The organism is Kitasatospora humi (assembly GCF_020907985.1).
In the GTDB taxonomy this organism is placed as follows: Bacteria; Actinomycetota; Actinomycetes; order Streptomycetales; family Streptomycetaceae; genus Kitasatospora; species Kitasatospora humi.
This window is the reverse complement of record NZ_JAJJPA010000003.1, coordinates 331,941-343,666: the sequence shown is the minus strand read 5'-3', so window position 1 is coordinate 343,666 and position 11,726 is coordinate 331,941. Positions and strand designations below refer to the sequence as shown.

13 protein-coding genes are annotated in these 11,726 nt (G+C 73.6%); 9 read left to right on the top strand and 4 right to left on the bottom strand.

Annotated features, from left to right (window positions below; all coding sequences use genetic code 11):
* Positions 1-47: 47 nt before the first annotated feature.
* Both LN042_RS05635 and LN042_RS05630 read left to right on the top strand, forming a co-directional pair.
* Positions 48-590: an AAA family ATPase gene (locus tag LN042_RS05635; RefSeq protein ID WP_230048976.1), complete on the top strand. Its 543-nt coding sequence runs from the start codon at positions 48-50 to the stop codon at positions 588-590.
* 127 nt (positions 591-717) lie between these two features.
* Positions 718-1,146, top strand: coding sequence for a GNAT family N-acetyltransferase (locus tag LN042_RS05630; protein WP_230048975.1), 429 nt, complete (start codon positions 718-720; stop codon positions 1,144-1,146).
* Here LN042_RS05630 and LN042_RS05625 read toward each other — a convergent pair.
* Positions 1,127-1,978 (bottom strand): helix-turn-helix transcriptional regulator, encoded by an 852-nt coding sequence (locus LN042_RS05625; RefSeq protein WP_230048973.1) that lies wholly within the window; start codon positions 1,976-1,978, stop codon positions 1,127-1,129. The two genes, LN042_RS05630 and LN042_RS05625, sit on opposite strands and share 20 nt — an antisense overlap.
* Positions 1,979-2,121: 143 nt before the next feature.
* Between LN042_RS05625 and LN042_RS05620 the strand changes: the two genes are divergently transcribed.
* From LN042_RS05620 to LN042_RS05610, 3 genes are all read left to right on the top strand, one after another.
* A complete protein-coding gene (locus LN042_RS05620) occupies positions 2,122-2,949 on the top strand; it encodes an alpha/beta fold hydrolase (protein ID WP_230048971.1) in 828 nt (275 codons plus the stop codon).
* A gap of 470 nt (positions 2,950-3,419) precedes the next feature.
* Entirely contained in the window at positions 3,420-3,704 is a 285-nt protein-coding gene (locus LN042_RS05615) for a hypothetical protein (protein ID WP_230048969.1), read from the top strand.
* Positions 3,705-3,843: 139 nt separating this feature from the next.
* Positions 3,844-4,425, top strand: a complete 582-nt coding sequence (locus tag LN042_RS05610) for an HdeD family acid-resistance protein (protein WP_230048968.1) — start codon at positions 3,844-3,846, stop codon at positions 4,423-4,425.
* Positions 4,426-4,518: 93 nt separating this feature from the next.
* On the opposite strand, the gene LN042_RS05605 is transcribed toward LN042_RS05610, so the two are convergent.
* Both LN042_RS05605 and LN042_RS05600 read right to left on the bottom strand, forming a co-directional pair.
* Positions 4,519-5,154 carry a TetR/AcrR family transcriptional regulator gene (locus tag LN042_RS05605; RefSeq protein ID WP_230048966.1) on the bottom strand — a complete coding sequence of 212 codons (636 nt, stop codon included), beginning with the start codon at positions 5,152-5,154 and terminating at the stop codon, positions 4,519-4,521.
* On the bottom strand, positions 5,151-6,653 hold the full coding sequence (locus LN042_RS05600; protein ID WP_230048964.1) for an MFS transporter: 1,503 nt from the start codon (positions 6,651-6,653) through the stop codon (positions 5,151-5,153). Before LN042_RS05600 ends, LN042_RS05605 begins: the two co-directional genes overlap by 4 nt.
* Positions 6,654-6,947: 294 nt before the next feature.
* On the opposite strand from LN042_RS05600, the gene LN042_RS05595 reads away from it, so the two are divergent.
* From LN042_RS05595 to LN042_RS05585, 3 genes are all read left to right on the top strand, one after another.
* Positions 6,948-7,841: a DedA family protein gene (locus tag LN042_RS05595; RefSeq protein ID WP_230048962.1), complete on the top strand. Its 894-nt coding sequence runs from the start codon at positions 6,948-6,950 to the stop codon at positions 7,839-7,841.
* 91 nt (positions 7,842-7,932) lie between these two features.
* Entirely contained in the window at positions 7,933-8,898 is a 966-nt protein-coding gene (locus LN042_RS05590) for a DUF5954 family protein (protein ID WP_230048960.1), read from the top strand.
* A 2-nt stretch (positions 8,899-8,900) separates the two neighbouring features.
* Complete coding sequence (locus tag LN042_RS05585; RefSeq protein ID WP_230048959.1) at positions 8,901-9,086, top strand: hypothetical protein; 186 nt, start codon at positions 8,901-8,903, stop codon at positions 9,084-9,086.
* Between the two features lie 403 nt (positions 9,087-9,489).
* On the opposite strand, the gene LN042_RS05580 is transcribed toward LN042_RS05585, so the two are convergent.
* Complete coding sequence (locus LN042_RS05580) at positions 9,490-10,290, bottom strand: SDR family NAD(P)-dependent oxidoreductase (protein ID WP_230048958.1); 801 nt, start codon at positions 10,288-10,290, stop codon at positions 9,490-9,492.
* A gap of 349 nt (positions 10,291-10,639) precedes the next feature.
* On the opposite strand from LN042_RS05580, the gene LN042_RS05575 reads away from it, so the two are divergent.
* Positions 10,640-11,608: a DUF1259 domain-containing protein gene (locus LN042_RS05575; protein WP_230048957.1), complete on the top strand. Its 969-nt coding sequence runs from the start codon at positions 10,640-10,642 to the stop codon at positions 11,606-11,608.
* Positions 11,609-11,726 lie beyond the last annotated feature (118 nt).

Sequence of the window (11,726 nt, the reverse complement as noted above, 5' to 3'; positions counted from 1 at the left end):
GCCTGCCCGGGCAGGCGGCCCGACGTGCAAGCTGAGAGGGGCAGGACATGGTGCGTCGCTTCGTTCTCACCGGAACTCCCGGTTCCGGCAAGACCACTCTGCTGCGCGCACTCGCCGGGCGCGGTCACGAGGTCGTCGAGGAGGCGGCCACCGAGGTGATCGCCCGGGCGCAGGCGACCGGGGTGGCCGAGCCGTGGACGCGGCCGTCGTTCGTCGACGAGGTCGCGGCACTCCAGCGGGAGCGTCAACTGGCGCCCTGCCGGGGGCCCGTGCAGTTCTTCGACCGCTCGCCGGTCTGCACCCACGCGCTGGCCGGCTACCTCGGCCACCCGGTGTCGGCCGGCCTGCGCGCTGAGCTGGACCGGGTCATCTCGGCCGAGGTGTACCAACCGACCGCGTTCTTCGTCCGCAACCTCGGGTTCTGCGAGCCGACACCGGCGCGCCGGATCGGTTTCGCCGAGTCGCTGGAGTTCGAGCGCCGGCACGAGGAGAGCTACCGGGCCTTCGGCTTCACGCTCTTCGAGGTGCCGGCCGGCCCGCTGCCCGAGCGGGTCGCCCTGGTGGAGGCGGCGATCGGCGCACTGTCCTGACATTTTCCGTCGACGCGGCGCGCGCCGCTGCCCCAAAGGACCCGCCGGTTCGACCCGACCGTCCGGCGCCGCAATTGCGTTGACGCCCTCCGGTCGGCACCGGTTGGCTGCCGCCATGGAAGCCCTGATGATCCAGCAGGCAGTCGGCGACGCCGTGCTCGCCGACTGGCAGCACGTCCACAACACCGTCATCCCGACCGATCCGCTCTCCCTGGACCAGGTGCGCGAACGGTCCGGGCGCTACCACCTGGAACTCGCCGTGCTGGACGGGGTCGTGGTCGGTTGCAGCACGGTGCGCCCACCCAGCCCCGAGGAGCCGGCCGCCACCGTGATCGCCCGGATCCTGCCCGAGTACCGCCGCCGCGGCTTCGGAAGCCGGCTGTACCGGAGCGGGCTGGCCCGGGCCCAGGGGTTCGGCGCCCCGGCGATCGAGACCATCGTGCTGGCCTGCAACACCGACGGGCTGCGCTTCGCCGAGGCCCACGGCTTCGTCGAGGTCGAGCGCTACCTGCTGGACGGCGACACCATCCCGTTCGTCACGCTCCGACTGAGCTGACCGCTTCCCGCAGCAGCGCCAGCCGTTCGGCCGTGTCGCTGCCGGGCGGCGGTGTGTAGAGCTCCAGCCGCTGGTCGCTCTCCGGGTCGAGCAGCAACTGGCAGTCCAGCTCGACCGGGCCGAGCAGCTCGTGCCGCACCCGCAGCCGGCCGCGGCGTCGCACCGCCACCTCGTGCAGCTCCCACAGGGCGCGGAACTCCTCGCTGGCCTCGGTCAGCCGCGCCACCAGGCGGGCGGCGGCCGGGTCGTCGGCGCGGCGGGCGGTCGCGGCGCGCAGGTCGGCGACGTGCAGCCGGCTCAGGTAGTCGTGCTCCTCGGGCGGGTAGGCGGCCCGGATCAGCGGCACCGTGAACCAGCGCCAAGCCACGTTCCGGCCGTGCTCGGAGACCGTGCAGACGCCGCCGAGCAGCGCCCTGGCGGCTTCGTTCTGAGCCAGCACGTCACCGAGATCGCTGAGCACCTGGGCCGGGGTGGTGGGCAGTTGCCCGAGCAGGTGCAGCAGGCCGGGGCTCACCTGGTCGCCGCTGCTGCGGCCGGCCGGCGGGCGGTGGCCGGCCAGCAGGTGGAGGTGGTCGCACTCGTCGTCGCTCAGCCGCAGTGCCCGGGCCAGCGCTGCCAGCATCGGCGGGGACGGCTGCGGGCCGCGCGCCTGCTCCAGCCGGATGTAGTAGTCGGCCGACATCGCCGCGAGCTGCGCGACCTCCTCGCGGCGCAGCCCCGGGGTGCGGCGGCGGGGCCCGGCCGGCAGGCCCGCGTCCTGCGGTGTCACCCGGGCCCGGGCCCGTCGTAGGAAGTCGGCCAGTTCCTCCCGGTTGATCGTCATGATCGTCATCATGCCGGATCGGGGAGCGGCGAACCAGGGACCGCCGATCCCAGGGTTCGCGGTGCTCTGCCACCCGCGACGCGCCCTCGGCAGAGTCGTCGGTGCCGGGGCGAACGGCCCCGGCGACCGAACCTTCCCAAGGAGCGTCAGCGATGACCACCTTCACCCCTGCCGTCCACACCGTCCAGGTCGACGACGCCCTCGTCCACTACGACCGCTGCGGCTCCGGCCCGGCCCTCGTCCTGGTGCACGGCACCGGCTCGGGCGGCGCCGAGGTGAACTGGGGGCAGCTGGTGCCGCGGTTCAGCGACCGGCGCACCGTGATCACTCCCGACCTCTCCGGCACCGAGCGCACCACCGACGGCGGCGGGCCGCTGACAATCGAGGGCCTGGCCGCGCAGGTGATCGCGGTGATCGAGGACGCCGGCACCGGCCCGGTCGACCTGCTCGGCTTCTCGATGGGTGCCACGGTGGTCGCGGCCGCCGCCGCGCTCCGCCCGGACCTGGTGCGGCGGCTGGTCCTGGTGGCCGGCTGGGCCCACACCGAGGGCGACGAGTACCTGCGCAACACGTTCACGCTCTGGCAGCAGCTCGGGGCGAGCGACCCCGCGGCGTTCGGCCGGATCATCACCCTCACCGGGTTCAGCCGCGGCTTCCTCAACGCGATCGGCCGGGAGCAGGTGGAACTGCTGGTCCCCAACCTCCCGCCCACCCCGGGCACGCTGCGCCACGTGGCACTGGACCTCGCCGTGGACATCCGGGAGCTGCTGCCGAAGATCGCCTCACCGACCCTGGTGGTCGGCTGCACCCAGGACGCCACCGTTCCGGTGGAGCACAGCCGGGCCCTGCACGCGGCCATCGCCGGCAGCGGCTACGCGGAGCTGGACACCGGGCACGTGGCCTTCTTCGAGCGGCCGGAGGAGTTCGTCACGCTGGTGGACGGCTTCGCACCGGTGAACGGCACCACCTCGGCCGAGTGACCAGCCGTACCGCCGGTTTTCGGCGCCTCCACGGCCGGCCGGGAACGTCCGAAAAATTTTCTTCGAAAAGGTGTGACACTTCTCCCTCCGCCGGCGCTGAAGAGGTGAATGGAGCACCCAAGGGCTCCGGACGGCTGGTGGCTTCCCCGGGCACGCCGGCCGACCGGATCGCCGGCGGCACCGACTGTGCAGAGATCGGCCGCCGGCTCCCGGGTGGGCAGGTTTCCCTGGCCTGCCACACCCAAGACGCCCCCTGGGCCCGGTCCGGCTGGGGTCGGCCGGACCGGGCCCAGGCCGGGCCCGGTACCCCGCGGCACCCCGAACCGGCCGCGGCCGCCTCGATCCGGCGGCCCCCCGACTGCGCGATCGCCGGTCGAGCCAGCTAGCATGTGACGGGTTGTCACACCGTGTAGCGGTACCACACCGCCGCACCTTCCATCGCACGCGATCCCCCGAAGTGGAGACAGCGCATGGCAGACGAACCGGCGACCTGGGCGACCTGGACGACCAAGAACGTATGGGCCGGGCCCGGCGGGGTCCGCACCGTCGAAGGGGCCCAACTCAACGGCGACCTGAGTGTGCACACGACCTGGACGGGCACCGAGGCGATCCTGACGGTGCAGTACACCGATGCGCAGGACTGGTTCACGTTGCAGGGCAGTCCGATCGAGGTCGGCGACGAGCAGGCCGCCCGCTCCTGGCACCAGCACGCGGTCGAGGCGGTGCGCGGCGGCAACGGCGGCGCGCTGACCTGACGCCCGGCTCCGGCCCGACGGGCCCGCCTCCCCGTGCCGGGAGGCGGGCCCGTCGCGCGTCCGGCCCCGGCACGACCGCCATCCCCCGTTCGGTCTACTGCGCGTGCACGCCGGCAGGTCGGCGGCGAGGGTGGGTGGTATGACGCTTCCCCAGAACGGCTCCCCCACCAGTCCGCTCGGCGCGCTCGCGCGGTTCGGCTGGCACAGTGCGCTGACCATCGGCCTGCTCGGCGTCCTGCTCGGCATCATCGTGCTGGCCTGGCCCGAGCGGACGCTGGCGGTGGTCGGCGTGCTGTTCGGGGTCTACCTGCTGATCAGCGGCATCCTGCAGCTGGTCCTGGCCGCGACGGTGCACGCGTCCACCGGGCTCCGGGTGCTCGGCTTCATCAGCGGGGCGCTGTCGGTGCTGGTCGGGCTGCTCTGCTTCCGCGGTCCCTACCAGTCGGTGCTGCTGCTGTCGCTGTGGATCGGGATCGGCTGGCTCTTCCGGGGGATCACGGCCACGGTCGCGGCGCTGGACCTGCCGAGCGGGACGCCCGGCCGGGGCTGGTACACCTTCCTGGGTGTGATCACCGCGCTCGCCGGGACGATCCTGCTGGTCGACCCGTTCAGCTCGATCCTGGCACTGGCCGTGATGGCCGGCATCTGGCTGCTGGTGATCGGGCTGATCGAGATCGGCCATGCGGTCTCGCTGCGCTCCCAGGCCAAGCGCCTGGCCTGAGTGCCCCGGGGCCCCGCCCGGCTGGGCATCGCGGACGGCCGCCGCGCCTGACGCCTGTGGACCGGCTGCCCGGTTTGATCACCCCGAACCGGCTCAGTCCCGCAGGGCCGCCAGCAGGCTGCGCAGCAGCGGCTCCAGCTCGGCCGTCTCGGCGTCGGTCAGCTCGGCGAACGCGCCGCTGGAACGGGCCATCAGCACGCCCACGAAGGCGGCGGTGGCCACCTCGGCCCGGAGCCGGGGGCGCTCCACGCCGTCGGCGGCGAGCCGCTCCCGCAGCGGGTCCACCAGCCGCTCCTGCAGGTGGGCCCGGGCCGCCCGTTGGACCTCGCTGTTGTCGCCGGGGAGCATGACGGCCGCGAAGGACGGGCCGAGACCGCGCCGCTCGAACCGGTTCAGCAGCCCGTGCAGCCGGTCCTCGGCCAGCAGGTCGGCGGGCGGCTGGTCGCCCTGCTCGGCGCGGACCGCCGCGAGGTAGAGCTGCACCTTGCCGCCGAAGTAGCGGGCGATCAGCGCCGGATCGACCCCGGCGCGCTCGCCGATGTCCCGGGTGGTGGTGCGGTCGAAACCGCGGTCGGCGAAGAGCTCGATGGCTGCCTGGAGCAGCAGTTCACGGCTGCGTGCGGCGTCGCGGCGGCGCGGGGCGGGGGTGCCTCCGGACGCTGGCCCGGCCTGGGGCGCCACCTGGGGCCCGGCGTCGCGGCGGGCCCCGGCCGCGGCGGGCTCGGTCATCCGGTCACCCGCAGCGGCACCTCGTCCTCGCCGGGCGCGATGTCCGCCAAGCTCTCCTCCACCATCAGCTCCTCGTCCGCGCTCGCCCGCCGGGCCACCGCGGCGGCGCGCCTCGGCAGCACGATGGTAACCAGTCCGATCACCACCCAGACCACGCACCCGAGCAGCAGCGCCGCGCGGTATCCGGACTCGCTCGGCAGCAGGTGCCCGGCGGCGGTGTGCGCCTGAAGGATCGCACCGCAGAGCGCGCTGCCGGTGGAGTACCCGATGTAGCGAAGCACCTGGTTGAAGCTGACGGCGCTGCCGATCTCCCGGGCCGGCACCGAGCTGACGATCAGTCCGGGCATCACCGCGAAGGTGCAGCCGACGCCCAGTCCGGCGATCCCCATCACCACCAGGACCTGCCACAGGTGCCCGTGCGAGGTCAGGAAGACCACCATCGAGAGCAGCGAGACCGCGCAGCCGACCGGCAGCACCGCGGCGGCGGAGGTGCGCCGGGCGAGCACCGGGACGACCTTGCTGGAGAGCACGCTGGACACCGAGAAGGGCAGCAGCGCCAGGCCCGCCACCACGACGGAGGCGCCGAAGCCGTAGCCCGCCGCGGTGGGCGTCTGCACGAACCTGGTGACCAGTGACATCAGCAGGTACATCGCCACGCCCGCGACCACGGCGGTGACGTTGGCCGTGAGCACCACCGGGTTGCGCAGGGTGCGCAGGTCGACCAGCGGATGCGCGGTGCGCAACTCGTGCCGGACCCACCAGGCGAGCAGCAGCAGCGCGACGGCGCCGAGGACGAGCAGCTTGGGGGCGGTCCACCCCCAGGACTCACCCTCGGTGAGCACCAGCAGCAGGCCGGCGACCGCGAGGCCGAGCAGCGCCGCACCGAGCGCGTCCAGCGGGTGGCTCTCGCGATGGGTGTTGGCGGGCACCACCAGGATGCCGAGCAGCAGACCGAGGGCGCTGATGACCGCGCCGAACCAGAAGCCCGCGTGGATGCCGAAGGACTGGGCGATCAGTCCGGTGAGCGGGTAGCCGAGGCCCACGCCGGCCACCGTGGTGATGGAGAGCAGGGCGACGGCCGAGCGTGAGCGGCCCTCCGGCAGGCTGTCCCGGGCGATGGCGATGGCCAGCGGGGTGAGGCCGAGGCCGACGCCCTGCAGCGCGCGGCCGGCCACCAGGAAGGCGAAGCCGAGCGGCAGCGCGGCCAGCACGCTGCCGACCACCACGACGGTGGCGGCGGTGAGAACCACCGGGCGGCGGCGCGGCCCGTCGCCGAGCCGGCCCATCACGGGGGTGGCTACGGCGCCCACCAGCATGGTGACGGTCAGCGACCACTGGGCCTCGGCCAGCGAGACGTGGTCGACGGACGCGATGGTCGGGATCAGCGGAGCGCCGAGGCTGCTGATCACCGCGACCACGGTGCCGAGGAAGACCAGCACGGGTACCAGGGCGCGCTCGCGTGCCGTGGCGGATCGGGGTTCGGGTGGCACCGTCGTCATGAGTCGTCCCCTCCTGGTGGTGAACCGGTCGGTCACGGGTGCACCGGACTGACCGCCGAGCCGACCGGGACCGGTCGGTGCGGCGATTTGTCATCACCGGATGTCTTCAGCAGATGTCTTCGCCTGATGTCTTCAAATGATGACATATTCTCGCGCCGGTGTGCGCACCGGCAGCCGAGGAATCAATCACTCGTTCGGCGCGTTGTGTTCTCGCAGGCCGTCCCGCCTGGACGGCCCGTCCATCCGTACCCGATCAGCCGTCGCTGCCCGACGCATCCGCCCCTGGGGGCCGCCGTGAATCTCACCGGACTGGTGGCGGCGGCCGGGATGTGGGCATACGCGCTGATCTTCCTGCTGACGGCGGGCGAGACCAGCGCATTCGTCGGACTGGTGCTCCCCAGCGAGACGGTGGTGCTGTTCGCCGCCGCGCTCTCCAGTCGCGGGGTGCTGAACCCGTTCCTGCTCTGCCTGGCGGTGGTCGCGGGCGGCATCGTCGGCGACAGCACGGGCTACTGGCTCGGGCGGCTGTTCGGCAAGCGGATCGACGCTCCGTCCCGACGCCGGCGGATCCGGCCCGGCGGCCGGATCGACCGGGCCGCCGGCTATCTGCGCCGGCGCGGCGGGCCCGCCGTGTTCACCGCGCGGTTCATCGGCTTCGTCCGGTCCTTCGTGCCGTTCACGGCGGGCGCCGCCCGGATGCCGTACCGCTCGTTCCTCGGCTACAGCGCGGCCGCCTCCTTCACCTGGGGGCCGCTGAACGTCGCCGCCGGGTACTTCCTCGGCGCCTCCGCGGCCGGCCTGCTGCGCACCGTGGGCCTGGCCGGCCTGATCGCGGTCGGCGCGGCGGTGCTGCTGCTGGCGGGCGTGCTGGCCTGGCGGCAGCGCCGCCGCCGCACGGCCGCCGCCTCCGAACCGACCGGGCCCGCCCCGCCCACGGCACCGCCCGACGCCCCCGACGACCGAGCGGAGCAGGCTGCCGCACCGGGCGAGGGTCCCACCGGCCGGTCGGAGCGGGTCCTCACACCGCGCGGGGGGCCCGCCGGCCGATCGAGGAACGCCCCCGCACCGACCGGACCGTCGGGTCAACCCACCGCACCGGCCGAGCCCCAGCCGCCGCGCGACCCGCACGACGCCCCCGCCCCCGCCCACCCGCTCGCCGGCCACGGCCCCACCCACCGGCGCACCTGATCCTCGCCGCCCCGGACCGCGCGCTCCCCCGGAAGGCTGAATCCCCGTCGACCGACTGCGTGGAGTGAGCGAGCAACCGCATCCTGTCGCCATGACGGACGACTCACGGCAGCTTCCCGCCCACCGCAACCTCCGGGTGACCACGCCCGATGAGCCGGTCGCCGCCCTCAGGGACATCGAAGCCTGGCGGGCCCGCGACCGCTACCCCGAGCTGCGCGGCTTCAGCGGGCCGGTGTTCGGCATCGCCGCCGAGCGGGCGGACGGCGGCTGGCGGCTCTGCCGCCACCTCGGCAGTCCCGACCCGCAGAGCAGCCGGGACGGCATGGCGCTGCTGTTCCGGCAACTGGCCGCCGAGGCCGGAGCAGCGGGCGAGGCATCGGCGCAGCGGGAGTACCTGTCCGCCGCCGAGCGACTGGACTGGGAGGTCGTCGACGAGCTCGCGGTGCTCAGCAGGCGCTACCGCGTGGTGCGTGCCGAGCTGTTCGTGCGCAGCGGTGCGGACGGCCCGGAGCCGCCGCGCCCCACCGACCCCGATCCACATCCGGTCGGGCATGCGTTCGGGGACGACGACGGGCTGGACGGGCTCGTCCTGGACCCGAGCGCGCCCATCGAGCTGTGCGAGGGCGTCCTGAGACTGCAGTTGCTCCGGCTGGTCCGCCCGGCCGGTGCGCTGGCGCCCGACTCGGTGCGGGAGGCTGAGGCGGCCCGGCGCAGTCACCCGGACGGCGTGCTACTGCCGACCGCCTTCTCGATCGCCGAGCGGTCGGCCTTCGGCTGGCGACCCGAGCCCGCGGTGCTCTGCCGCACCCCGCAGGCAGCCCGCGACTTCTTGTCCATGGACCTGCGGGTGATGTCCCCGGTGCTGCGCGGCTTGAACGCGGCCGAGCGCGCCGTCTACGCCGAAGCCGCGGACCTGCTCGACGACACCAGGTGCGACGAGGTCGAGGTGGCCGGGCGTCTGCTGCGGGTGATCCGGGTGGAGCGACTGCTGCGGATGGGGCCGGACGGCCCGGAGGGTCCGCGCGCCCGTCGGACCGCAGTCCCGAGCCGCCCCTGAAGGTGCACGACCAGCAGCTGCGGGCGCAGGGCCTGGTCGACGACGACGGCCGTCCCGTCGAACCGCCGCTCCCGATCAGCCCCGCCGCCAAGGAGCTGGCCCGGCTGTTCGAGGCGGCGCTGGCCCGGCGGGCCGAGCGCGATGCCAGGCACGGCAAGCAGTACGGGCGCCGCGAACGCCGCCGTTGATCGGCGATCTGCCCACCGCCGGGGGCCGCCTCCGGTCAGCGCGGGCCGCCATGGATTCGACGGCCCGTCAGGAGGTCCGGGCGGGCTGCCCCAGGCAGAGGCCGACGGTGGTGGCCACCAGCAGGTCGAGCTGCCGCAGGGCCTCCTCCTCGGCCTGCTCGCCGGCGCGGCGCATCACCAGTAGCGGGAGGGCGAGCAGCTGCTGGCCCGGCTGGAGCGGGCGGCACCGGCGGAGGTGGCGGAGGTGGCGGAAGCACCCAGGCCGGCCGAGCGGGTCTGACTCGCACCCGGTTCCCGGCGGGTTCGGTTGACTCCGCGTCAGCCGGACCCGCCGCGGCTGTCCGCTCGTGGGCACACCACGCGTAGCCCGCTACTCCTCGCAGGCCGCTACTCCTCTCAGGCGCTACTCGCCCGATCCGGGCTCGGACAGGCGCCGGTGGACGGCGGCCTTGGCGCTGTCGGGCAGGACCTTGTCGGCGGCCTCCTGGGCCTTCGTCTTCAGGGAGCCCGCGACCTTGCGGTTCCGGCCCGCCATCAGCGCCTCGAAGCCCTGCCGGGCCACCTCCGCCGGGTCGTCCTTCGGCTGCCGGCCCAGCCGGGTGTCCTCCATGCCCGCACGGCGGAAGAAATCGGTCTCGGTCGGCCCCGGCATCAGCGAGGTGACGGTCACCCCGGTGTCCTTCAGCTCGTTCTGCAGCGCTTCGGCGAACGACTGCACGAACGACTTGGACGCGTTGTAGACGGCTTGGAACGGCCCGGGTGAGGTCGAGGCGATGGATGACGTGATGAGGATCCGGCCCTCGTCGCGAGCCACCATGTCCGGTAGCAGCCGCTTGGCGAGGTGGACGGTGGAGGCGACGTTGAGCTGGATGATCGCCAGGTCGTCCCGCAGATCGCCCTCGACGAAGGGTCCGCCGGTCCCTATCCCGGCGTTCAGCGCGGCGGCGGCGACCGGAGACCGCTGCGCGGCGATCGCCGCCGCCAGCTGCTCGACGCCTTCGAACCGCCGCAGATCCGCGCGGACGGCGGTGACCTGTGCCCCGTTCGAGGCCAGCCGCTCGGCGGCGGCGTCCAGCGCTCCGTCCTCCGCGTTCACCAGCAGGTCGAACCCGTGCTCGGCGAACTGCTTGGCGAGCTCATAGCCGATGCCACTGGAGGCGCCGGTCACCACGGCGAGCGGCCGCTCTCCGTCCGAGTGGGTCATGGCCGCGTGGTGCTGTGTGTGCTGTGGGTGCTGTTCGGTAGGCATGTCCAGCGCCTGCCCAGAGCGCGCCCGGGCAACCGGAAGCGGACCGCCCGGCACCCCCCGCCGCCCGCCGCCCGCCGCCGGGCGGCTCACCGGCCTCGGCCGCCCGGCGGGCGACAGGTGGCAGGCGCGTCGACGGACAGACGTCGCAGGCGCATCCGGGTCAGCGTTCGGCGCGCCTCGGCAGTCGGACCCGATCGCACACACAGTGTGGATCCGGCGGCTCCACTGGGCGCCGCCCTGGGCGGTGCGGGCCGACGCCTGCGGCGCCCGACCTCAACGTTCCCCTTCGAAAGGAAGCCCTGCCATGCCCGCTACCCGCATTCCACGCCTCCTGGTACGCGCCGTCCTGTGTACCGCGCTGGTCGCCGCGCCGGCCGCGGCCGGCGGCACCCTCGCCGCCGGTGCCGCACCGGCTGCCACCCACCCGGCAGCGGTCCGAACGGAAGACCCCCTGCCGGTGCACGAGATCGAGCAGATCGTGGAGGCCGACGGGAACGTCAGCAACGGTGTGCTCGAAATCGACATCAACCGGTCCGACCTGCATGTGACCGGGCCGCAGGGCGTTCCGTTCGTCCACGGCTTCCAGATCCAGCACGAGCTGTACTTCCAGTGCACCGGCGAGGACCAGGCCATCCTCAACGGCGACCTGGCGCTGACGCAGGACGAGATCCAGCCGGTCATCGACGCGCTCCTGGCCCACCACATCGTGTTCCAGGCCGAGCACCAGCACCTGTACGACCTGGAGCCGAAGATCTGGTTCGTCCACTTCCGCGCCACCGGCAACCCACTGGAGCTGGCGCGGGCGATCCACGACGTCATCAGGACCGCCACCGCGACGCCACTGCCGCAGCACTCACCGCAGCACCCCACCACCCCACTGCCGGTCGACCAGCTGGCGGACATCCTGGGCGGGGACGCGACGGTCGGCGAGAACGGCGTCGTCACGGTCACCGTCCCGCGCACGGACCGGATCGTCCTCGGCGGCGTTCCGATCCACCCCGAGCTGGGAGTCTCCACCCAGATCCAGTTCGAGCCGCGCCCCGACGGCCAGGCCGCGGCCGTTCCCGACTTCTCGATGACCGGCAAGGAGGTGCAGCCCGTGGTGGCGACCATGCGCAAGGAGCAGTGGGAGGTCGGCTGCCTGTACAACCAGGAGACCGAGGAGGAGCCCCAGCTGTACTTCTCCCACATGTTCCGCACCGGCGACCCGGTCACCCTCGCCCATGAGATCCGCGCCGGACTCGACCTGACGGCCGCCCAGCCCGGCCACTGACGGCTGGCGGCGGCATCCGCCGACTGACGGATCCCCGGCGGGCGGCAGCCCGCACTGTTACGCTGCGGCCTGCCGGGCGTCCCCCACGGCATCCCACACGGCGTTCCTCACCCGGAAA

What these genes read in the sequence shown, in the direction of transcription:
- LN042_RS05600 (WP_230048964.1), bottom strand. Translation starts at nt 6,653, where the DNA reads ATGACGACGGTGCCACCCGAACCCCGATCCGCCACGGCACGCGAGCGC.
- LN042_RS05630 (WP_230048975.1), top strand. Translation starts at nt 718, where the DNA reads ATGATCCAGCAGGCAGTCGGCGACGCCGTGCTCGCCGACTGGCAGCAC.
- LN042_RS05590 (WP_230048960.1), top strand. Translation starts at nt 7,933, where the DNA reads ATGACGGACGACTCACGGCAGCTTCCCGCCCACCGCAACCTCCGGGTG.
- LN042_RS05625 (WP_230048973.1), bottom strand. Translation starts at nt 1,978, where the DNA reads ATGACGATCATGACGATCAACCGGGAGGAACTGGCCGACTTCCTACGA.
- LN042_RS05605 (WP_230048966.1), bottom strand. Translation starts at nt 5,154, where the DNA reads ATGACCGAGCCCGCCGCGGCCGGGGCCCGCCGCGACGCCGGGCCCCAG.
- LN042_RS05615 (WP_230048969.1), top strand. Translation starts at nt 3,420, where the DNA reads ATGGCAGACGAACCGGCGACCTGGGCGACCTGGACGACCAAGAACGTA.
- LN042_RS05580 (WP_230048958.1), bottom strand. Translation starts at nt 10,290, where the DNA reads ATGACCCACTCGGACGGAGAGCGGCCGCTCGCCGTGGTGACCGGCGCC.
- LN042_RS05635 (WP_230048976.1), top strand. Translation starts at nt 48, where the DNA reads ATGGTGCGTCGCTTCGTTCTCACCGGAACTCCCGGTTCCGGCAAGACC.
- LN042_RS05610 (WP_230048968.1), top strand. Translation starts at nt 3,844, where the DNA reads ATGACGCTTCCCCAGAACGGCTCCCCCACCAGTCCGCTCGGCGCGCTC.
- LN042_RS05575 (WP_230048957.1), top strand. Translation starts at nt 10,640, where the DNA reads ATGCCCGCTACCCGCATTCCACGCCTCCTGGTACGCGCCGTCCTGTGT.
- LN042_RS05620 (WP_230048971.1), top strand. Translation starts at nt 2,122, where the DNA reads ATGACCACCTTCACCCCTGCCGTCCACACCGTCCAGGTCGACGACGCC.